A 21,192-nucleotide genomic window follows, 5' to 3' on the forward strand; every position below is an offset into this window, starting at 1 on the left:
TATGTCAGATGATGTTGTTGAGTGAGGGGGAGCGGGCCGCTCGCGCACATCGACCGTTTCCACTTCCGCAGGAGCGTGTCATGACAGAGGCGACACCCCGGTTGTCCACTTTTCCCCTCGCGCGTGAGCGTACGTTCGACCCGCCGGACGAGCTGGCGCGCCGCCGCGCCGAGGCGCCGCTCCAGCGGATGACGTACGGGGACGGGCACGAGGGCTGGCTGGCGACCGGTTATGCCGAGTCCCGCGCCATCCTCGCCGACGCCCGCTTCAGCACCCGGCCCGAACTGATGCACTCGGCGCTTCCCCAGCGGGTGGAGCTCCGGCGGGACCCCCTGCCGCCGGGATTCTTCCTGCAGATGGATCCTCCCGACCACACCCGGTACCGGCGGCTGCTGACAGGGCAGTTCACCGTACGGCGGATGAAGCAGCTTGAACCGCGCATCCACGACATCACCGAGAGCCGCCTCGACGCCATGGAGCGCGAGGGCGCCCCCGCCGACCTCGTCCGGTCCTTCGCGCTGCCCATCCCGTCGCTGGTCATCTGCGAGATGCTCGGCGTGCCGTACGAGGACAGGGAGAAGTTCCAGCACGACTCGTCGGTGATCCTCGATCTGGAGGCGTCGACCGACGAGATCCGGACGGCCATGTACGACCTGCTCGCCTACCTGAGCGATCTCGTCGCCGCCAAGAGGAAGGACCCGGGCGACGACATGCTGAGCGGCCTGGCCGCCTCCGAGGAGCTGACGGACGCCGAGATCGCCGGCATGGGCCTGCTGCTGCTCATCGCGGGCCACGAGACGACGGCCAACATGCTCGGCCTCGGCACCTTCGCGTTGCTGACGAACCCCCGGCAGCTCGCCGTCGTCCGGGACGACCCGGACGCGGTCGAGAACGCGGTGGAGGAGCTGCTGCGCTACCTCAGCATCCTGCACATCGGGCCCACCCGGACGGCTCTGGAGGACGTGGAGATCGGCGGTACCATGATCAGAGCCGGGGAGACGGTGACCCTGTCCCTGGGCGCGGCCAACCGCGACCCCGAGCGGTTCGAGGGCGGCGACACGCTCGACGTGACCCGGTCGGCCCAGGGCCACCTGAGCTTCGGCCACGGCATCCATCAGTGCCTGGGCCAGCAGCTCGCCCGCGTCGAGATGCGGATCGCCTATCCGGCCCTGCTGCGCCGGTTCCCCGGTCTGCGCCTGGCCGTGCCGCCGGAGGAGGTGCCGATGCGGGCCACCTCGGCGGTCTACGGGGTACGCCGCCTGCCGGTGCTCTGGTGAGGCGATGCGCGGGAGGAAACGATGAAGATCAAGGCGGATACCGGACGGTGCGTCGGGGCGGGGATGTGCGCGCTCACGCTGCCCGAGGTCTTCGACCAGAGCGAGGACGACGGGACGGTCGAGGTTCTCGACCCCGAGCCGTCGGCCGAACGGGCGGCGGCGGTGCGCAGAGCCGTCCAGCTCTGCCCGTCCGGTGCCCTCTCGCTCGACTCGATCGAGGAGTGAGGGAGCGGCCCGGCGTGACACGCGGGATGTTGTGACGCTCAGCTACTTGACGCGCACCCTGCGATGAGGTTGTCTGATAAGTGGCTGTGTAAGCCATTCTTGTGGGTGACCCTGGAGCCCCGTCTGCCGGCGGGGCTCTTCCCATGTCTTCTCACAACAGTGTCTTCTCACAACAGGGTCACGGCGCTCCCACGGGGCGCAACGGGCTGACCGGCCGGGGCAGCGGCAGCCCGCGTGCCTTCCACAACCGGCGCATGCGGTCGGGGTAGTCGGTGACGACGCCGGCCACGCCCAGGTCCATGAGCCGGGCCGCCTCGTCGGGCTCGTTCACCGTCCACACCACGACGGGCAGGCTGTGCCGCGCCGCCCCCGCCATCAGCGTCGCGTCGACGAGCACCCGGTCGGGGGAAAGTGTCGTCGCGCCCACCGCGGCGGCGGCCGCCGCGAGGTCGCCGCCCACCTCGCCGAGGCGGATGCCGTTCATCCACTCCGGCGTCATCGTGTCGCGCTCCACGAGGGCGTACCGCCGCTCGACCAGCGGCCGGGCGATCTCCAGGAGCCGCCAGTCGAAGCTGAGCAGGGCCGACCTGGAGAGCCGGTCGTGCCGGTCGAGCTCGTCGACGACCTGCGTCACGAACCGCCGCGGGTCCGGGCACAGGCCGGGACGGGTGGGATCCGACTTGAGCTCCACGTTCAGCCGCACGTCGTCCGCGCCGAGGGCGCCGATCAGGCCGAGGACCGCGCCGAGCGTGGGCATCCGGGTGTCCGGCAGCGGCACCTGCGTGAGCGCGAAGCGGTCGTCCGGCCGCTGCGGCAGCCGTACGCCGACGTCGAGGGTCCGCAGTTGCGGCAGCGTGAGCGCGATGATCGGCTTGCCGACGTACGGGAACATCTCGTCCCCCGGCGTGGCCATGCCGGTGTCCGCGCTGGTCACCGGGGAGACGTGCAGATCGTGGGTGAGCACGAGCTGCCCGTCGGCCGACATGGCGACGTCGAACTCGAGGGCGTCGACCCCGAGCTCCAGCGCGAAGGCCAGGCCGGGCAGCGTGTTCTCGGGCCTCAGCCCCCGCGCTCCACGGTGCCCGTGCAGCTCAACGTATCCGTGCACAGCGGCGTACCCTACCGCCCCGCCGGGGCGGCGCGGGTGATCCCCCGGTTCCGGGCGCGTACGCCAGGAACCATCAGATCAGCGGGCGAATCTGGATGGTCTGGGTGCGGCCGGGGCCCACGCCGATGGCCGAGATCGGGGCGCCGCTCATCTCCTCCAGCGCCCTGACGTACGCCTGCGCGTTCGGCGGCAGGTCCTCGAACGTCTTGGCGCTGGTGATGTCCTCCTGCCAGCCGGGCAGCTCCTCGTAGACCGGCGTGGCGTGGTGGAACTCGGTCTGCGTCATGGGGATCTCGTCGTGGCGCGTGCCGTCGACGTCGTACCCCACGCAGACCGGGATGCGCTCCAGACCGGACAGCACGTCGAGCTTGGTCAGGAAGAAGTCGGTCACGCCGTTGATCCGGGTGGCGTAGCGCGCGATGACCGCGTCGAACCAGCCGCAGCGGCGGTCGCGGCCGGTGGTCACGCCGTACTCGCCGCCCGTCTGGCGCAGCCACTCGCCCTGCTCGTCCAGCAGCTCGGTCGGGAACGGCCCGGAGCCCACCCGCGTGGTGTACGCCTTGAGGATGCCGATGATCCTGGTCAGCCGGGTCGGCGGGATGCCGGAGCCGGCGCAGGCGCCACCCGAGGTGGGGGAGCTGGAGGTCACGAAGGGATAGGTGCCGTGGTCGATGTCGAGCAGCGTGCCCTGCCCGCCTTCGAGCAGCACGACCTTGCCCTGGTCGAGCGCCCGCGAGAGCACCAGCGAGGTGTCGGCGATGTGCGGGCGCAGCCGCTCGGCGTAGCCGAGGTACTCCTCCAGCACCTTCGCCGGGTCGAGGCCCCTGCGGTTGTAGATCTTGGTGAGGACCTGGTTCTTCTCGCCCACCGCGGCCTCGATCTTCTTGCCGAGGATGCCCGGGTCGAGCAGGTCCTGCACCCGGATGCCCATGCGGTAGATCTTGTCGCCGTAGGCCGGGCCGATGCCGCGGCCGGTCGTGCCGATCTTGGCCTTGCCGAGGAAACGCTCGCTGACCTTGTCGATCGCCTTGTGCTGGGGCATGATCAGGTGCGCGCCGGCGGAGATCAGCAGCCGCTCGCAGGAGATGCCGCGCTCGGCGAGGCCGTCGATCTCGGAGAGCAGGACGCCCGGGTCGACGACCACCCCGTTGCCGATCACCGGAACGACGTCCGGCGACAGCACCCCGGTCGGCAGCAGGTGCAGGGCGTACTTCTGGTCGCCGATGACCACGGTGTGACCCGCGTTGTTGCCGCCCTGGTAACGGACGACGTAATCGACGTCACCACCGAGCAGGTCGGTGGCCTTCCCCTTGCCCTCATCGCCCCACTGGGCACCAACGAGAACGACAGCCGGCATGGTCAAATCTCCCGAACCACGACGAAAGCCCCTGGCGCAAGCGCGGCAGGGGCCTCTTGCACACAGAGACTACCCGAGGGCCGCGCCGGCGGTGAACGGCGTCTTAACTCGCGAGACGGCCCCGGATGCCGCTGTGTGCCCGAGTCGTGCGGGGAGCTCGTCAGGAGGCCGTCGCGAGCGCCTCCGCGGCGGACGTGCTGCTGTCGCGCAGGAACTGGGCGCAGCGCTCGGCCTCGTCCTTCTCGCCGATCGCCTGGGCGGCCCTGGCCAGGGCGTTCAGGCAACGCAGGAACCCCTGGTTCGGCTCGTGCTCCCACGGAATCGGGCCGTGGCCCTTCCAGCCCGCGCGGCGAAGCTGGTCGAGACCCCGGTGGTAACCCGTGCGGGCGAACGCGTACGAGGTGACGGCGTGGCCCGAGGCGAAGTAGTCGTCGGCGAGCGCGCCCCAGGCCGCCGGGTAGGCGGGGAAGCGCGCGGCCACGTCGGCCGCCTTGGCGCCCGACTCGAGCATCTGCCGCGCCTCGGCGTTGTCGGGCAGCAGGGTGGGCGGCGGGCCGGCGAGGAGGTTCTCGTGCGTTTCCATGGGGACAGTTCTACCTGCCGAACACCCCGAAAGGTATGGTCCGGCCGGTGGGAACGGAAGATCGATACGAGAATGATCTTCCGTTCCCACCGGGTCCGCCCGCTACTTGAGCTTGGTGCCCGCCGACTTGAGGTGCTGGCAGGCCTCGACGATGCGCTGCGCCATGCCGCCCTCGGCGAGCTTGCCGTACGCGCGCGGGTCGTAGGCCTTCTTGTTGCCCACCTCGCCGTCGATCTTCAGCACGCCGTCGTAGTTGCGGAACATGTGGTCCACGATCGGACGGGTGAAGGCGTACTGCGTGTCGGTGTCGATGTTCATCTTCACCACGCCGTACGAGATCGACTCGTGGATCTCCTCCATGGCCGAGCCGGAGCCGCCGTGGAAGACGAGGGCGAACGGCTTCTCCTTGCCGTACTTCGCGCCGACGGCCTCCTGGATCTCCTTGAGCACGCTCGGGCGGAGCTTGACGTGGCCCGGCTTGTAGACGCCGTGCACGTTGCCGAAGGTGGCGGCCACGATGTAGCGGCCCCGCTCGCCCAGGCCGAGGGTCTCGGCGACGGCCAGCGCGTCCTCGGGCGTCGTGTAGAGCTTCTCGTTGATCTCGCCGACGACGCCGTCCTCCTCGCCGCCGACGACGCCGATCTCGATCTCGAGGATCACCTTGGCGGCGGCGGTCTTGTCCAGCAGCTCGCTGGCGATCTGGAGGTTCTCGTCCAGCGGCACGGCGGAGCCGTCCCACATGTGCGACTGGAACAGCGGGTCCTGGCCGCGCGCGACGCGCTCGGCGGAGATGTCCAGCAGCGGGCGGACGAAAGAGCCCAGCTTGTCCTTGGGGCAGTGGTCGGTGTGCAGACCGACCGTCACCGGGTACTTCTCGGCGACCACACGGGCGAACTCGGCGAACGCCACCGACCCGGTGACCATGTCCTTCACCGTGGTGCCGGACAGGAACTCAGCCCCTCCGGTCGACACCTGGATGATCCCGTCGCTCTCCGCCTCCGCGAAGCCACGCAGCGCGGCGTGCAGGGTCTGCGACGAGGTCACGTTGATCGCCGGGTACGCGAAGCCGCCCGCTTTGGCGCGGTCGAACATCTCGGCGTAGACCTCTGGAGTCGCGATAGGCATGCGAAGTCATCTCCTTCTGACGGTATGCGGCGTGGCCAGTATCCCGAAGGCCGGGCCGATCCGGAAAGCCGGGCCGGGTGCAGGCCGCCGAAAGCCGCGGTCATTCCGCGACCCGGGTTTTCCACAGCCGTTGTCGCATCTCAGTCTCGTCTCATCCCGGACAGGTAGGCTCGGGCCGTGGACGTGCTCTTGGACCTTCTTGACCCGAAGTGGTGGCTGGGCATGCTCGGCGCCTTCGCCACGATCGGTGTCATCGCCATCGTGTTCGCGGAGACGGGGCTGCTCGTCGGGTTCTTCCTGCCCGGCGACTCGCTGCTCGTGACCGCTGGAATTTTCAGTACGGCCGCGGCGGCCCAGGGCTTCGGGATCGCGCCGCTGTCGCTGCCGACCCTGCTGATCGGCGCACCGCTGGCCGCGATCGCGGGGGCGCAGCTGGGTCATTTCCTGGGCGCGAAAGTCGGCCGGAGGATGTTCGACAAGCCGGACTCCCGGCTGTTCAAGAGAGAGCACGTCGAGAAGGCGGAGCACTACTTCGAGAAGTTCGGCCCGGCGAAGGCGGTGGTCGTCGCGCGGTTCATGCCGATCGTCCGCACCTTCATGAATCCCGTGGCCGGCGTCCTGGAGATGGACGCGCGCCGGTTCTTCGTCTGGAACGTCGTCGGCGGCGTCGTCTGGGTCGAGGCGCTGCTGCTGCTCGGTTATTTCCTCGGCAAGAAGGTCGACGGCATCGACAAGTACATCCTTCCCGGCGTCTTCGTCGTCGTCCTCCTGTCGATCATCCCCATCGTGCGTGAAGTGATCAAGAGCCGCCGGGCCGCCGTCGTCGTGCCGAAGGGCCGCCACCACGCCGGCGTGGAACAGCGGAACCACCCCGGCGTCTGACGAGTGCCCGACGATAAATGACAGCTCAGCAATGAATTTCCCGCACAACCGCTACTCTCCGGGTTGTGGGACGCCACAGGTCTGATCCCCTCGGAATCGCGAGGCTGGCACTCGTCGGCCTGGCGGTCGTGCTGCTGCTCGCCGTGATCGTGATCGGCGGCAGAGCGCTGTTCTCCACGTTCGGATCAGGGGAGCCGGGGGGCACTCCGGCCGCCGCGTCCCCGTCCCCGGCGGCCCGGCCCTCCACCGCGACGTCCCCGCCCCGCGTGCCCACCGTACGGGTGGTGTGCCAGGCCGACCGGTGCCCGGTGTTCGTCCGGGTGCCGGGCGGCGACGTGCTGGTCGACCGGGACCTGGCCCGGGGCGAGCAGGCGTCCTACTTCGACCCCGAGCTCGACGTCGTCCTGGACGACGCGAGCACGGTCGAGGTCTTCGCGAACGGAACCGCCAGGTCGCCCGGGCCGCCCGGCGAGCGGCAGGCGTTCAGTGTGACGCGATCCCCAGGTCCGTGAGCGTGTAGGCGGAGCGGTACGGCACCCCGGTCGCCGCCAGCGCCTCGTCGCCGCCCCGGTGCACGATCGTCGCGATGCCCACGACCTCCGCGCCCGCCTCGCGCAGCGCCTCCACGGCGGTGAGCACCGACCCGCCGGTCGTGGTGGTGTCCTCCACGGCGAGCACCCGGCGTCCGGCGACGTCCGGGCCCTCGATCCTGCGCTGCAGGCCGTGGGCCTTGCCCGCCTTGCGGACGACGAACGCGTCGAGCGTGCGCCCCCGGGCCGCCGCCGCGTGCAGCATCGCCGTCGCCACGGGGTCCGCGCCCAGCGTCAGGCCGCCGACCGCCTCGTAGCCGAGATCCTCGGTGAGGTCCAGCATGACCCGCCCCACCAGAGGCGCCGCCACGCCGTCGAGGGTGATGCGGCGCAGGTCGACGTACCAGTCGGCCTCCTTGCCCGAGGACAGCACGACCCGCCCGTGCACGATGCCCTTGTTCTTGATCTCGTCCAGCAGCTTCTCGCGGTCACTCATGGAACCTCAGCGTACGGCCGGCCCGGCGGGACGGTTCGCAGGGGCCGACGGCTACGCAGAGTAAAGGCCCGGCTGCGGTTTAGCCAGGACGCGGACTGCGGAATGATTGGCGATGCAACTCATCGTAATCGCGAGGTCGCAATGCGTAGACAAGTCCGGCTTACCGACGTGGAGCTGCTCGAAGCCGTCCGGGGAGGCGACACGGCGGCGTACGGAACGCTCTACCGGCGTCACTCCGCCGCCGCCCGGTCCCTGGCCCGGCAGCTCACGCAGAGTGAGGAGGCGGTCGAGAACCTCCTCGTCGAGATCTTCGCGAGGGTGCTGGAGCTGGTGCGGCGCGGCGGCGGCCCGGCCTCCGCCTTCCGGCCCTACCTGCTGGCGTCGCTGCGCCGGTACGCCGCCACCGGGGCGGTCGACCTGGCCGACGGCGACTCCCTCTACGTGGACCCCGAGCTGAAGGGGCTCGAACGCGCGCCGCTCGCCCGCGCCTATCTCTCGCTGCCGGAGCGCTGGCGCATGGCGCTGTGGCACATGGAGATCGAGGGAGCCGATCCGGCGGAGGCGGGCCCGCTGCTCGGGCTCTCGGGAAGGGCGACCGTCGAGCTCACGGGGAGGGCCCGCCGCGCGCTGCGGGAGGCGTACGTGCGGCTGCGCCTGGACGGCGGTCCGCGCGAGGAGTGCCGGCCGATCCTCATCACGATCCTGCGTTACATGGAGAACGGCCTGCCGAAGCAGGAGGCCGCCGAGGTCGACGGGCACGTCGCCGAGTGCATCGACTGCCGGTCGGTCTTCCTGGAGATGGTGGACCTCACGCAGGGGCTGCGGGACGTCGTCGGCCAGCTTGTCGCGGGGCCGGCCGTGGACGACTACCTCGCGGACCTCGCCGCGCACAGGCGGCACGATCAGGCCCCCGGCGGGGAGGCCAGGGCGGGCGCCCGAATGGGCGGCAGCCCCCTGGCCGGCCTGCGGGCCGTCTATGACAGGGCCGGGGTCTCCGTGCGAAGCGCCTGGACGGGCGCGGTCGCGACGCTCGGGGCCACCGGCGACCGGGTGCGGACGCCCCTCATGCGGTTGCCGGCCCTCGTGCGAAGCGTGCCGGCGCCGTACCGCGCGGTGCTGGGCGGCATCGCCGTGGCCGGCCTGGCGACGGTGGCCTTCCTGCTCGTCGCCGAACCGGCGGGCGTGCTTCCGGTGAGCATCTCGGGATCACCGAACCGGACGGGCGAGCCGGGAGAGGCCCCGGACCGGCAGGGACCCGCCACCGGCACAGGCACTCCCGGCCCGGCTCTCGCGCGGGGAGCGGAGCCGGACGAGCCGGTCAGTCCCGCGACACCGGCCGGGACGGCCGCGATGCCGGAGCCGGCCGGGCCGGACGACCCGGTCCCGCCACCGCCTGACGGCCGAGGGCACGCCGGGTGGCCTCCGGCTCCCCGGCACTCCTCCGACGTCCGGGTGAACGCGGGGCACGCCCCCGCACAGGAGGGCCGCTCCTCGGCCCCGGAACGGCAGCGGGTGCGCCGGCAGGTTCCTCGTGCGCCGTACGAGACGAACCGCGAACAGGGCCGCTGGGAGGCGCACCAGCAGTTCCCCACCCGCCAGGAGGTGCGTCAGCGGGTTCCCGGGCAGACCCGCGCCGCCGTCCGGGATCACGCTGCCCAGGATCACGCCGTCCGGCGCGCCCGGCCCGGCGGCGAGAGCGGGAAGCGGCACGCCACGCGTACCCCGCACCCCGGCGCGGCCGGGCCGGTCGTCGCCATCGACCCGCTCGGCGCACTGCTGCGCGGGCAGCCGGGCCTCGTCGCCGTACGGCTGCGCAACGCGGGCGGCGCACCCACAGAGGGGGAGAACGAGGAGGGGAAGAAGGCGGCAGGGAAGGACGAGGTCGTCGCGACCGTGACGCTCCCGCCGGGAGTCAGGTTCGTCGCCCGAAGCCGATACGGGCAGGCCGGGGCGCCTTCCAGCGCTCATCAGGGCGGGCGCACGAAAGACGGTGGGAGGGGGAGCGGCGGCACGGGGAGAGGTGGTGCGGGGAGCGGCGGCACGGAGGACGGCGGGACGGGGCGCGGTGGTACGGAGGACGGCGGCACGGGGAGTGGTGGCGCGGGGGACGGCGATAGGGAGGACGGCGGCACGGGGGACGGGTGGGCCTGCACGGCGGAGGGCCGGGTCGTGCGGTGTGCCCGCGGGCCGCTGGCGGCCGGGGAGGTGACCGCGCTCTTCCTGAAGGTGGCCGTGGCCGCGGACGCGCCCACGGGAAGGGCTTTCACAGTCCGGGTCCGCTCGGGGCGGACGGAGGCCGCCGCGCGGTCGACGGCGGGAGTACGCGGGTCGGGTGTGGCGGCCAGGTTCGCCGCCGACGGCCGTCTCGTGACGAGGGTCGTCGGCAACGCGCTCTTGAGCACCGCCGCGCCGCCCGTCCCCTGCGGCGCCGCCGCCTCCGCCGCTCCCGGTCGTGGCGCGGGCGCCAGCGTGCCCGTCGACCTCGACGCGGACGACTCGACGCCGACGTCGAGTTGCGCCGATCTCGCTCTGCCCAGGGCCGGCCGGGTGCTGTGGGCCGGGCTCTACTGGTCGGCGGACGGCAGGCGGGCGCATCCCACCGGCGACGTCAGGGTGCGGGCGCCGGGCAGCCCGGCGTACGTCACCGTGCGCGCGGCCGAGATCGCGCGGCGGAATCTGCCGACGGGACCCGGCTACCAGGCGTTCGCCGACGTCACGTCCCTGGTCCGCGCCGCGGGCGGGGGCCGCTGGTGGGTCGCCGGGGCGGCCCCGGCGCGTACGGGGACGGTCCGCCACGCCGCCTGGGGCCTGGTGGTGCTGGCCGTGGACGAGCGGCAGCCGTACACGCGGGTGGTGGTGCTGGACGCCGCGGCCGTCGTCGGGGTCGAGGAGGAGGCTCTGCGAATCCCCCTCGACGGACTGGCTCCCGGCGGCGCCCCGGCGCGCATCGATCTAATGGTGTGGAACGCCGAGGGGGTCAGGGCCGGGATCGCCACCGAGCGCGGCCGGGGTCGCGGCGAGGACCGGCGGGACGCGGGTGTCCTCGCGGCGGACACCACCGGCGGCGTCGCGGTGGACTCACTCCACACGCTGCTCGGGCGCCGCCCCACGCTGCGTCTGGCCACCAGGCGCGAGCCGGCCTTCTTCGGGGTCGCGGTCGTGAGCGCGAGGACGTGGTCCTGACATATTCCGCCTGTCCGAGGGGAGCTTTTCCCGAAGGTGACCGATAACGAATGAGTGGCAGGTAATACCTGGACAAACTGGTACGGTCGGGCTGAACGCTTCCGATTCCAGGGGCCGCGGATGTCCCGATCTCCCATTAGGGGGCGAGGGCTGAATCGCCGGGAATCACCCTCGCGGGAACACACGCTTGACTACCCTGAGAGAGCCACGTAGGAAGGGCGGTGTCGCGTGGATCGCTGCGCGCTGTTCGTTGACGCCGGCTACTTGCTGGCAGACGGCGCGATGGCCGTCCATGGGACCCGCCATCGCGAGGCCGTCTCCTGGGACTATCCCGGGCTGCTGCGGTTCCTGACGAACCTGTCGCGTGAGCGCACTGGCCTGCCGTTGCTGCGCTGCTACTGGTACGAGGCGACCGTCGAGGGCCGCCGGACGCCCGAGCACGACGTGCTGGCCGACATTCCCGGTCTCAAGCTCCGCCTCGGACGCATCCGCCCGGGCCGCCGCGAGGGCGTGGACGCGCAGGTCCACCGCGACCTGATGACCCTGGCCCGCAACAACGCCGTCTGCGACGCGGTCGTGGTCAGCGGTGACGAGGATCTCACCCAGGTGGTGAGCGACGCGCAGGACCTCGGCATCCGCGTGACGGTCATGCAACTGGCCGCGGACGGCGCCTGGTCCGCCGCGCGCACCCTGCGCCAGGAATGCGACGACCTCGTGGAGATCGCGGGCGCGCACCTGCGACCGTACGTCGCGCTCTCGACCACGGCGGACGCGGGCCAGAACATCGGCAACGGGCAGCACCAGCTGACGGCGGGTAACGGCCAGCACCACGGCAACGGCGTCGTCGCCCACACGAACGGCTCGCTGCCCGCCGGCACCCAGGTCAACGGCTCCCACCTGCACGGTTCGCCGCCGAACGGGCCGCGGCCCCAAGGATCGCAGTCGCAGGCCGGCTACATCCTCGGCTCGCACACCGCAGGCCTTCCCGCCGCCGGCGGGCACGACAGCGCCTCGTACGGCTCGGGCCTGAGCGGTCCGGCCCTGAGCGGTCCGGATGCGCACGGCTCCGGCTCACGTGATCCGGGCGCACAAGACGCCTCGACGCCGGGCACCTCGTCGTCAGACGCTTCGACGCCGGGTCTTCCGGCATCTGGTGCGCCGGCGTCCGATGGGCTGGCACAGAGCGGTGGGTCGCACGCCGCCGGCTCCCACAGCGCCGGTTCACATAGTGCCGGTTCGCACGGCACCGGTTCGCACAGCGCCACTTCGCATGGTGCCGGTTCGCATGATCCGGGATCGCTCGGTTCGGCGTCGCATGGAGGATCGTCACTGGGCGGGTCGCTCGGCGGAGGGGCACACAGCACGGGCGCCCACTCGTCCGGCAGCCATACGTCCGGCGCTCACGCGTCGGGCACCACGGGGTCGGGCGGCCACATGTCGGGCAGCCACTCGTCGGACGGTCACTCGTCGGGCAGCCACTCGTCGGATGGTCACTCGTCGGGCGGTCATGCGTCCGGCGGTCCCATGTCGGGCAGCCTCGGATCCGGTGTACATGGTTCGGGTGCGCACGGGTCGAGTGCGCATGGTTCCGGTGCGCAGGACGCGGATGCGTTCGGCCCCGGCGCTCACGGTTCGGGTGTTCACGGTTCGGGTGTTCACGGTTCGGGTGTTCACGGTTCGGGCACGCGAGGCTCAGAGACGCACAGCTCTGAGACCCACGGTTCAGGGGGCCACGGTTCGGAGACCCACAGCTCGGGAACGCAGGGTTCGGGCGCGTACGGCTCCGGGACCCACTCCGCCGCCCACTCCGGGGCCCACGGTGGCGGCCGATCTTCCGGGCACGCCCGCCCGGCGCTTCCGGCGCAGCCGTCCCCACCGGTCTACAACGGCTATCCGCCGGAAGCCCAGCAGTCGCTCGGCCAGTCGCAGCAGCGCCCGGCTTCGCCACCCTCATCGATGCCGCCCCCGTCCATGCCGCTGCCGGCGCCCCCTCCGCCGTCGCCACCCGCAGGTCAGGCGCCACCGACGACACCGCTGCACACCCAGTACGCCTCCGGCCCCGGCGGTTACTCGCCCTCCCAGCTCGGGCCGTACACCGGCCCGCAGCCAGCGCCGGTGCCGATGCAGCCCGGAGGCACCACGACGCTGGCCGAGGCGGTGCAGGCCGCGCACAAGGAGGGCCACGACTTCGGCGAGTCCGTGGCCAGGGACGCTCCCGCGCTCTGGCTGGAGGCGGTGCTCGCCCGGAAGCCCCGCATGCCGTCCGACCTGGAGGCCAGGCTTCTGCAGGGGTCGTCGCTCCCGATCGACTTCCTCCTCCACGACGAGGTCCGGCACGCGCTGCGGCGCGGCTTCTGGGACGCCCTGGAGCGGGCCCGCCGCTAGCCGGCGCCGTGAGCGCCAACGATCAACGGGCTGGAGGGAGCGGAGCGGAAGGGACCGAGGACCGCAGCGAAGGCCCAGCGAAGCGGGCTTCGCGAGGACCGGAGGTTGCTTCCGGCGCAGTGACCGACTCGGCCAGGGGAAGGCCGGGGGTTTCTTCCGGTTCAGTGACCGGCCCGGCCAAAGGAGGACCGTGGGCCTTCCGGCGCCGTGACCGGCCCGGCCAAGGTTCGTGGAGTCCCCGCTAACCCGGAGTCCGGGTGCGCAGGGCCCGGACGCACCAGGTGAGGGCGGGTGTCGGGTCGTCCGGGGGTGGCCAGCCGTTGACCACGGCGAGCAGCCGGGAGTAGGTCTGGCGGCGCGGGTCGTTCGCGGTTTCCAGCAGCGTGAGCAACCGACGGCGCAGGGCCGCGTCGTCCGGGCGGCGCAGGGTCGCGGCATACCGTGCGGTGATCGCGGCGAGGTACGGTCCGGCGCCGGACGAGGCAGGATCGACGCCCGCCGCAAGTGCGGGGGCGACCTGGTCGCGGACGATCGCGACGGCGTCCGGGCGTGGGACGGTGTCCGGGCGTGGGACGGTGCCCGGGCGTGGGGCGGCGTCCGGACGTGGGACGGTGCCCGGGCGTGGGGCGGCCTCTGGGCGTGGGACGGTGCCCGGGCGTGGGGCGGCCTCTGGACGTGGGACGGTGCCCGGGCGTGGGGCGGCCTCTGGACGTGGGGCGGTGCCCCGATGTGGGGCGATGTCCGGGCGTGGGACGGCGGTGTCCGGGCGTGGGGCGGTGGCGGCTGCGCGGTCGGCTACGTGCTGCTCGGCGATGCGCCTGAGGGCGGCCCGGAAGGCCGGGTCGGCGGACAGTTCGGCGAGTTCGACCCAGGCTTCGACCTGCTCGGGTTCGGGGTCGTCGGGGAGTTCGGGGGTCATCGTGCGTCTGATCCCGGTCAGGTCGGCGTCCAGTTCGCCGAAGGCGGCGTCGAGGAAGTCGTCGATCAGCCGCCGTCGTTCGTCTTCGGTGAGCCGGGCGAGTCTGTGCATAAGATCCGTCTCCTCAGGGGTGGAGCCGCGCCTGGCCACCGCGAGCGCCACCGCGTGCCGCAACCGCAGCACGCGGATCTGCACCGACAGCGCCTCGGCGTGCGCCGCCGCGACCTCGGCCAGGGTGGCGTCCCGGTCGAGAACCTTCCTGATCGTGGGAAGGTCGATTCCCAGGTCGCGCAGTGTGCGTACGAGGTCCAGGCGGGCCACGGCGTCAGGGCCGTAGCGGCGGTGGCCGGCCGGGCTTCGGTCGGTGGGCGGCACGATCCCGCGGTCGGAGTAGAACCGGATCGCCTTGATCGTCAGCCCGGTTCGCGCCGCCAGTTCGCCGATCGAACACAACGTGTCGCCGTCCATGCCTCCACCCTTCCGTCTCCCCCTGGGGGAGGTGCAAGCCGGCGGAGGAGGTCCGGTCCGGCGGGGATGAGGCGATGTCTCAGCCGAGGGCGTCGAGCCTCAGCCGAGGGCGTCGAAGCCGGCCCGCAGGTGGGCGACCCGCTCGCCCAGGTCGGAGATCGCGCCGCTCAGCGGTGACTCGTCCGGCTCGCCGGCCAGTTCCCGCACCCGGCGCAGGTCGTCCTCGACGGCGGCCAGCCGCTTGGCCAGCTCGGCCAGGACGGACGTCAGGTCGGTCCCGCCGCCTCCGGGCAGTTCACCGGCCAGCCGCTCGCGCAGCAGCGCCGCCTGCTCGGTGAGCCGCCGGTTCATGGCGTAGAGCTCCACGAACACGGAGACCTTCGCGCGCAGCACCCAGGGGTCGAACGGTTTGGTGAGGTAGTCGACCGCTCCGGCGGCGTACCCGCGGAAGGCGTAGTCGGGCGCGCTGTCGACCACGGTCAGGAAGATGATCGGGATGTTTCTGGTGCGCTCTCTGCGTTTGATGTGCGCGGCCGTCTCGAAGCCGTCCATGCCGGGCATGCGCACGTCGAGCAGGATGAGGGCGAAGTCGCTCGACAGGAGAGCCTTCAGCGCCTCCTCGCCGGAGCGTGCCCGTACGGGCACGACGTCCAGCGAACTCAGGATCGCCTCGAGGGCGATCAGGTTCTCCTCGCGGTCGTCGACCAGCAGGACCCTGGCGCGGTCAGGCATCGATCATGCCTCCTGGGAGTCGCGGGGCTCGGGGGCCGGCACGCCCCTCGTCCTTTCTGTGCCCACGTTCCGCCCGCGCATGAGCCATCCGCGCAGTCGTTCGAGCAGCCGGTCCACGTCGACCGGCTTCGGCACGTAGTCGGACGCGCCCGACGCGATGCTCTTCTCCCGGTCGCCCCGCATGACCTTCGCCGTCAGCGCGATGATCGGGAGATCGGCGAACTGCGGCATCTTCCTGATCGCCGAGGTCGTCGCCCAGCCGTCCATCTCGGGCATCATGATGTCCATCAGGACGAGCGCGACGTCCTCGTTGCGTTCGAGCTGTTCGATGCCCTCACGGCCGTTCTCGGCGTAGACGACGGTCGAGCCGTGCCGTTCCAGCACGCTGGTCAGCGCGAAGACGTTGCGGATGTCGTCGTCCACGATGAGGATCTTGGCTCCGGACAGCGGGTCGTCGCCCTGCCAGTCGTGGACGTGGCCGTCGGGGAACGGGGCGAGCTGCGCCATGGGCGGGTCGGTCGGCAGCGGGATCTCCGGGAGGATCTCCTTTATGTGCAGCTCGGGCACGTCCACCTCGGGTCCGTCCACGGACGCCAGCGAGGTGATCGCACCGCCGTCGGACGCGGCGAGCGGCCCGGAGTAGCTCGGCGGCAGATAGAGCGTGAAGGTGCTGCCCGCTCCGGGCGTGCTCTGGACGTGGATCTCGCCGCCGAGGAGGCGGGCGATCTCCCGGCAGATCGACAGGCCGAGGCCCGTGCCGCCGTACTTGCGGCTGGTTGTGCCGTCGGCCTGCCGGAACTGCTCGAAGATCACTTCGAGCTTGTCCGGCGCGATGCCGATGCCGGTGTCGACGACCTTGAAGGCGAGCATGTCCCGCGCGCCCTGCAGCTTCTCGTCCACGTACGGCACGTCGGCGGCCGCGCGGGTCACCTCCAGGCTGACCTCGCCCTCGTGGGTGAACTTCACCGCGTTGGACAGCAGGTTGCGCAGCACCTGCTGCAGGCGCTGCTCGTCGCTGCTGACGTCGCCGGGCACCGAGGGATCGACGTCGACGGTGAAGGAGAGCCCCTTGTCGCGCGCGAGCGGGGCGAACGTCGCCTCCATGTACTCGACCAGCGCGGCCACCGACATGGCCTGCGGGTGGATGTCCATGCGGCCCGCCTCGACCTTGGACAGGTCGAGGATGTCGTTGATGAGCTGGAGCAGCGCCGAGCCCGCGTCGTGGATGGTGCGGGCGAACTCGACCTGCTGCGGCGTCAGGTTGCCCTCGGCGTTCTCCGTGAGCAGCTTGGCGAGCACGAGCAGGCTGTTCAGCGGGGTACGCAGCTCGTGGGACATGTTCGCCAGGAACTCGGACTTGTAGCGGGACGACACCGCGAGCTGCTCGGCGCGCTCCTCCAGCGTCCGCCGGGCCTGCTCGATCTGGAAGTTCTGGATCTCGATGGCCCGGTTCTGCTTGGCCAGCAGCGCCGCCTTGTCCTCCAGCTCGGCGTTGGACCGGCGCAGCTCCTCCTGCTGGCGCTGCAGCTCGTCGGAGCGCTCCTGCAGCTCGATGGCGAGCCGCTGCGACTCGGTCAGCAGCGCCTCGGTCCGGGAGTTCGCCATGATCGTGTTGATGGTGACGCCGATGGTCTCGACGAGCTGCGTGAGGAACGCCACGTGCACCTGGCTGAACTGGGTGAACGAGGCCATCTCCAGGACGCCGAGCACCTTGTTCTCGAACAGGATCGGCAGCACGACGATCTGCGCCGGGTGCGACCGGCTGAGCCCGGTCTCGATCGTGATCGAGTCGGCCGGGACGTTCTCCAGGATGATCTGCTTGGCCTCCAGGGCGGCCTGGCCGATGATCCCCTCGCCCAGCTCGAAGCGCGGCTTGGGGGAGGACCCCGGCTGGATGCCGTACCCGGCGATGAGGTTGAGCCGGCCGTCGTCGTAGAGGTAGCAGGCGCCGTGCCCGGCCGACACGAGCGGGGTGAGCTCGCTCATGATCAGCCGCGCGACCTCCATGAGGTCGCGGTGGCCCTGCATGAGGCGGGAGATCCGGGCCAGGTTGGACTTGAGCCAGTCCTGCTCCTGGTTGGTCTTGGTGGTCTGGCGCAGGGTGGACACCATCGTGTTGATGTTGTCCTTGAGCTGGGCCAGCTCGCCGGGGGCCTCCACGGTGATCGACCGGGTGAGGTCGCCCCTGGCGACGGCGCTGGTCACCTCGGCGATCGCGCGGACCTGCGTGGTGAGGTTGCCGGCCAGCTCGTTCACGCTCTCGGTGAGCCGCTTCCAGGTGCCCTCGACGCCCTCGACCCGGGCCTGGCCGCCGAGCTGACCCTCCGAACCCACCTCGCGGGCGACGCGGGTCACCTCCGAGGCGAAGGACGACAGCTGGTCGACCATGGTGTTCATGGTGCTCTTGAGCTGGAGGATCTCGCCCTGGGCGTCGACGTCGATCTTCCGGGTCAGGTCGCCGTTGGCGACGGCCGTGGTCACCTGGGCGATGTTGCGCACCTGGTAGGTGAAGTTGTTGGCCATCGAGTTGACGTTGTCGGTGAGGTCCTTCCAGACGCCCGAGACGCCCGGCACCCGGGCCTGGCCGCCGAGGCGTCCCTCGGTGCCGACCTCGCGGGCGACGCGGGTCACCTCCGCGGCGAACGCAGAGAGCTGGTCGACCATCGTGTTCATCGTGTCCTTGAGCTCCAGGATCTCGCCCTGGGCGTCCACGGTGATCTTCTTCGACAGGTTGCCCTGGGCGACGGCGGTGGACACGACGGCGATCTGACGGATCTGGGACGTCAGGTTGTTCGCCATGAAGTTGACGTTGTCGGTGAGGTCCTTCCAGTTGCCCGAGACGCCGCGCACCTGCGCCTGGCCGCCGAGGCGTCCCTCGGTGCCGACCTCGCGGGCGACGCGGGTCACCTCCGAGGCGAAGGACGACAGCTGGTCGACCATGGTGTTCATGGTGCTCTTGAGTTCGAGCATCTCGCCCTGGGCGTCGACGTCGATCTTCCGGGTGAAGTCGCCGTTGGCGACGGCCGTGGTCACCTGGGCGATGTTGCGCACCTGGTACGTGAGGTTCCTGGCCATCGAGTTGACGTTGTCGGTGAGGTCCTTCCAGACGCCCGACACGCCCTTCACCTCGGCGCGGCCGCCCAGCTTGCCCTCGGTGCCGACCTCGCGGGCGACCCGGGTGACCTCGTCGGCGAAGGCCGAGAGCTGGTCGACCATCGTGTTGAGGGTCTCCTTGAGCTCCAGGATCTCGCCCTGGGCGTCCACGGTGATCTTCCTGGACAGGTCGCCCTTCGCGACGGCGGTGGACACCACGGCGATCTGCCGGACCTGCGAGGTCAGGTTGTTCGCCATGAAGTTGACGTTGTCGGTGAGGTCCTTCCACGTCCCCGATACGCCGCGCACCTGCGCCTGACCGCCCAGCTTGCCCTCGGTGCCGACCTCGCGGGCGACCCGGGTGACCTCCTCGGCGAACGCCGAGAGCTGGTCGACCATCGTGTTGACGGTGTGCTTGAGCTCCAGCATCTCGCCGACGGCGTCGACGGTGACCTTGCGGCTCAGGTCGCCCTTGGCCACCGCGGTCGTCACCTCGGCGATGTCGCGCACCTGCGCCGAGACACGGTCGGACATCGTGTTGACGGCCTCGGTGAGGTCGCGCCAGCTTCCCGACATGCCGCGCAGGTTGGCCCGGCCGCCCAGCCGGCCCTCGGTGCCGAGGTCGCGGGTGACCCGGGTCACCTCCGAGGTGAACAGCGAGAGCTGGTCGACCATGCCGTTGATGGCCTTGCCGAGCCGCCGCACCTCGCCCCGGGCCGCGCGGTCCACGTCGATCCGGCGGGACAGGTCGCCCTTGGCCACCGCGTCGATGACGTCGGCGGCGCCGCTGACCGGGGTGACGATCGCGTCGATGAGGTCGTTGACCGAGCCCACGCTCTCCGCCCAGGCGCCCACGCCCGGTCCCGGGCTCAGCCGCTCGGTGAACCGGCCCTCCTTGACGACCTCGCGGCGCACCCGGGCCAGCTCGTTGGCCAGGTGCTCACGCCGGTCCGCCACCTCGTTGAGCAGCAGCCTGATCTCGCTGAGGATCCCCGCGGGGGCGTGGGAGACGCGCCGGCGGAAGTCGCCGTCCCGCCAGGTGATGAGGGTTTCCAGAAAGGGAACGAGATCGGATTCGGTGTAGGTCCGTTCGGTCCCGGCCAGTTCGACGTTGGCGGGCGACATCTAGCCTCCTTTACCCCGATCGGGGCTGACGCGACCAAGGCAGCGGCCAGTACGGCCTTGTCCAGCCGTGGACTCCATGCCAGTCTGTCACGTTCCGTGGGGTGCGGGGCCCCCTTGCCTGACCCGGCGTCAGCCCGAAGTGTGGTAAGCAAGAAGCGGTGGCTGTTTCCCCTCGTGCCGTTCTCGCCGCGTCATTCACGCCGGGCGAGACGGCCGTACCCGACGCGAAGCGGTTCACGCGTGAAGTGATGACCGCGTGGGCGGCCCTGTCCGTGTGCCCGGAAGCCGAGCGCCTGGTGGGCGAACTCGTCGCCGGGGCGTCCGGAGGGCCCTTCGAGGTGGCCTGGCTGCACCACGGGGAGACCGTCCAGGTGGAGGTGCGGGAGAAGTCGGACGACCCCGACTTCGGGCCGCAGGCCGAGGCCGCGACCTGGGGTGTGACGTTCACCTCGTCCCTGCGCACCCGGTGGGCCCGGCTCGACCTGCCCGGCGGTGAGCCGGTGCAGAGCGACGAGTGGCTGCTGGAGGCCGCGCACGGCCCGGGCTGGCTCGGCTTTCTGGCCGACGCGAGCGACCTGCTGGCGGGCACGCTCAACCCCGAGATGGTGCCGGCGATCATCGCGCAGATCGTGGTGCCGCGCCTGGCCAGCTGGTGCGCCGTCTACACCGCGCAGGACGGCTCGGGCGACCTGCGCCCCGCGTACCTGTGGCACGCGGACGAGACGCAGATCGACGTCATGCGCGACGAGCTGGAGGACGTCGCGCTGCCGGGGGACGACGGGCCCGCCGTGCTGCCGCTCGGCGAGTGGCAGGCGCTGGCGTACCCGCTGACCGCGCGCGGGCGGCGGCTCGGCGTGATGTGCCTGGGCCGGCGCGACCACTTCCCCGACGAGGCGATGCAGATCGCCGAGGACCTCGGCCGGCGCGCGGCGCTGGCGCTCGACAACGCCCGCCTGTACGCGCAGCAGGCCGCGGCCAACCGGGCGCTCCAGCGCAGCCTGCTGCCGCCCGACGAGCCGGACACGCCCGGTCTCGACTTCCACGTGATCTACGAGCCGGCCGGGGAGACCAACGAGGTCGGCGGCGACTTCTACGACCTGTTCCCGGTCGCCCAGGGCGTCTGGCGGTTCGCGATCGGCGACGTGTGCGGCACCGGCCCCGAGGCCGCCGCCGTGACCGGGCTGGCCCGGCACACGCTCCGGCTGCTCGCCCGCGAGGGGTACGGCGTGGCCGCCGTCGTGGGCCGCCTCAACCAGGCGATCCTGGAGGAGGGGGAGCGCGCCCGCTTCCTGACGCTGCTGCACGGCCAGATCAACGTCGTGCCCGAAGGGCTCGACATCCGGCTCGTCTCCGCCGGGCACCCGGAGGCGATGCGGCTGCGGCCGAACGGCGAGGTCGAGGTCGTCGCCTCGCCGCAGTCGCTGCTCGGGGTGTTCCCCGAGGCGAGGTTCCAGGAGGACGAGCTGCGGCTCACGCCCGGTGACGTGCTGCTCGGCGTGACCGACGGGGTGACCGAGCGGAGGTCGGGCGACCGGCTGCTGGACGACGACGGCGGCCTCGCCCGGCTGCTGGCGGAGTGCGCCGACCTGTCCGCCCGCGCCGTCGCCGAGCGCATCCGCCGCGCCGTGCAGGACTTCGCGCCCGAACCGAGCGCCGACGACCTCGCCATCCTCGTCCTGCGCGCTCCCTGACCGGCTGCCTCAG

15 protein-coding genes are annotated in these 21,192 nt (G+C 71.5%); 7 read left to right on the forward strand and 8 right to left on the reverse strand.

All coding sequences use genetic code 11. The annotated features are described in order from the left end of the window. Nucleotides 1–80: 80 nt before the first annotated feature. Together F5972_RS14000 and F5972_RS14005 are read left to right on the forward strand one after the other, a co-directional pair. Entirely contained in the window at nt 81–1,277 is a 1,197-nt protein-coding gene (locus tag F5972_RS14000) for a cytochrome P450 (RefSeq protein ID WP_150933866.1), read from the forward strand. A 21-nt stretch (nt 1,278–1,298) separates the two neighbouring features. Then, nucleotides 1,299–1,502 (forward strand): ferredoxin, encoded by a 204-nt coding sequence (locus F5972_RS14005; protein ID WP_150933867.1) that lies wholly within the window; start codon nt 1,299–1,301, stop codon nt 1,500–1,502. Nucleotides 1,503–1,680: 178 nt separating this feature from the next. On the opposite strand, the gene F5972_RS14010 is transcribed toward F5972_RS14005, so the two are convergent. The 4 genes from F5972_RS14010 to fbaA form a co-directional block, all read right to left on the reverse strand. After that, the gene (locus F5972_RS14010) at nt 1,681–2,610 is read right to left on the reverse strand and encodes a glycerophosphodiester phosphodiesterase family protein (protein WP_150933868.1); all 930 of its coding nucleotides are present in this window, start codon (nt 2,608–2,610) and stop codon (nt 1,681–1,683) included. A gap of 73 nt (nt 2,611–2,683) precedes the next feature. After that, complete coding sequence (locus F5972_RS14015) at nt 2,684–3,967, reverse strand: adenylosuccinate synthase (protein ID WP_150933869.1); 1,284 nt, start codon at nt 3,965–3,967, stop codon at nt 2,684–2,686. 160 nt (nt 3,968–4,127) lie between these two features. After that, a complete protein-coding gene (locus F5972_RS14020) occupies nt 4,128–4,550 on the reverse strand; it encodes a DUF3151 domain-containing protein (RefSeq protein WP_150933870.1) in 423 nt (140 codons plus the stop codon). A 102-nt stretch (nt 4,551–4,652) separates the two neighbouring features. After that, complete coding sequence (fbaA, locus tag F5972_RS14025; protein ID WP_150933871.1) at nt 4,653–5,675, reverse strand: class II fructose-bisphosphate aldolase; 1,023 nt, start codon at nt 5,673–5,675, stop codon at nt 4,653–4,655. A 177-nt stretch (nt 5,676–5,852) separates the two neighbouring features. On the opposite strand from fbaA, the gene F5972_RS14030 reads away from it, so the two are divergent. Together F5972_RS14030 and F5972_RS14035 are read left to right on the forward strand one after the other, a co-directional pair. Then, nucleotides 5,853–6,557, forward strand: coding sequence for a DedA family protein (locus tag F5972_RS14030; RefSeq protein ID WP_225311455.1), 705 nt, complete (start codon nt 5,853–5,855; stop codon nt 6,555–6,557). 65 nt (nt 6,558–6,622) lie between these two features. Next, entirely contained in the window at nt 6,623–7,069 is a 447-nt protein-coding gene (locus F5972_RS14035) for a hypothetical protein (RefSeq protein WP_150933872.1), read from the forward strand. On the opposite strand, the gene F5972_RS14040 is transcribed toward F5972_RS14035, so the two are convergent. Next, on the reverse strand, nt 7,041–7,583 hold the full coding sequence (locus tag F5972_RS14040) for an orotate phosphoribosyltransferase (protein WP_150933873.1): 543 nt from the start codon (nt 7,581–7,583) through the stop codon (nt 7,041–7,043). The two genes, F5972_RS14035 and F5972_RS14040, sit on opposite strands and share 29 nt — an antisense overlap. A 141-nt stretch (nt 7,584–7,724) precedes the next feature. On the opposite strand from F5972_RS14040, the gene F5972_RS14045 reads away from it, so the two are divergent. Together F5972_RS14045 and F5972_RS38105 are read left to right on the forward strand one after the other, a co-directional pair. Next, on the forward strand, nt 7,725–10,766 hold the full coding sequence (locus tag F5972_RS14045; protein WP_191910103.1) for an RNA polymerase sigma factor: 3,042 nt from the start codon (nt 7,725–7,727) through the stop codon (nt 10,764–10,766). A gap of 228 nt (nt 10,767–10,994) precedes the next feature. Beyond that, complete coding sequence (locus tag F5972_RS38105; protein ID WP_225311456.1) at nt 10,995–13,151, forward strand: NYN domain-containing protein; 2,157 nt, start codon at nt 10,995–10,997, stop codon at nt 13,149–13,151. Nucleotides 13,152–13,392: 241 nt separating this feature from the next. Here the strand turns inward: F5972_RS38105 and F5972_RS38110 are convergent, their stop codons facing one another. From F5972_RS38110 to F5972_RS14070, 3 genes are all read right to left on the reverse strand, one after another. Then, nucleotides 13,393–14,538 (reverse strand): MerR family transcriptional regulator, encoded by a 1,146-nt coding sequence (locus F5972_RS38110; protein ID WP_225311457.1) that lies wholly within the window; start codon nt 14,536–14,538, stop codon nt 13,393–13,395. A gap of 99 nt (nt 14,539–14,637) precedes the next feature. After that, nucleotides 14,638–15,270 (reverse strand): response regulator, encoded by a 633-nt coding sequence (locus F5972_RS14065; RefSeq protein WP_150933875.1) that lies wholly within the window; start codon nt 15,268–15,270, stop codon nt 14,638–14,640. A gap of 3 nt (nt 15,271–15,273) precedes the next feature. Then, nucleotides 15,274–19,488: a HAMP domain-containing protein gene (locus F5972_RS14070; protein ID WP_150933876.1), complete on the reverse strand. Its 4,215-nt coding sequence runs from the start codon at nt 19,486–19,488 to the stop codon at nt 15,274–15,276. 158 nt (nt 19,489–19,646) lie between these two features. On the opposite strand from F5972_RS14070, the gene F5972_RS14075 reads away from it, so the two are divergent. After that, nucleotides 19,647–21,179, forward strand: coding sequence for a PP2C family protein-serine/threonine phosphatase (locus tag F5972_RS14075; protein WP_225311458.1), 1,533 nt, complete (start codon nt 19,647–19,649; stop codon nt 21,177–21,179). Nucleotides 21,180–21,192: the final 13 nt, after the last annotated feature.

It is taken from the genome of Microbispora cellulosiformans, from assembly GCF_008728085.1.
Classification (GTDB): domain Bacteria; phylum Actinomycetota; class Actinomycetes; order Streptosporangiales; family Streptosporangiaceae; genus Microbispora; species Microbispora amethystogenes.

Excerpts from the sequence above, each read along its gene's own strand:
- F5972_RS14000 (WP_150933866.1), top strand. The coding sequence starts at position 81 with ATGACAGAGGCGACACCCCGGTTGTCCACTTTTCCCCTCGCGCGTGAG.
- F5972_RS14005 (WP_150933867.1), top strand. The coding sequence starts at position 1,299 with ATGAAGATCAAGGCGGATACCGGACGGTGCGTCGGGGCGGGGATGTGC.
- F5972_RS14015 (WP_150933869.1), bottom strand. The coding sequence starts at position 3,967 with ATGCCGGCTGTCGTTCTCGTTGGTGCCCAGTGGGGCGATGAGGGCAAG.
- F5972_RS14020 (WP_150933870.1), bottom strand. The coding sequence starts at position 4,550 with ATGGAAACGCACGAGAACCTCCTCGCCGGCCCGCCGCCCACCCTGCTG.
- fbaA (WP_150933871.1), bottom strand. The coding sequence starts at position 5,675 with ATGCCTATCGCGACTCCAGAGGTCTACGCCGAGATGTTCGACCGCGCC.
- F5972_RS14040 (WP_150933873.1), bottom strand. The coding sequence starts at position 7,583 with ATGAGTGACCGCGAGAAGCTGCTGGACGAGATCAAGAACAAGGGCATC.
- F5972_RS14045 (WP_191910103.1), top strand. The coding sequence starts at position 7,725 with ATGCGTAGACAAGTCCGGCTTACCGACGTGGAGCTGCTCGAAGCCGTC.
- F5972_RS38110 (WP_225311457.1), bottom strand. The coding sequence starts at position 14,538 with ATGGACGGCGACACGTTGTGTTCGATCGGCGAACTGGCGGCGCGAACC.
- F5972_RS14065 (WP_150933875.1), bottom strand. The coding sequence starts at position 15,270 with ATGCCTGACCGCGCCAGGGTCCTGCTGGTCGACGACCGCGAGGAGAAC.
- F5972_RS14070 (WP_150933876.1), bottom strand. The coding sequence starts at position 19,488 with ATGTCGCCCGCCAACGTCGAACTGGCCGGGACCGAACGGACCTACACC.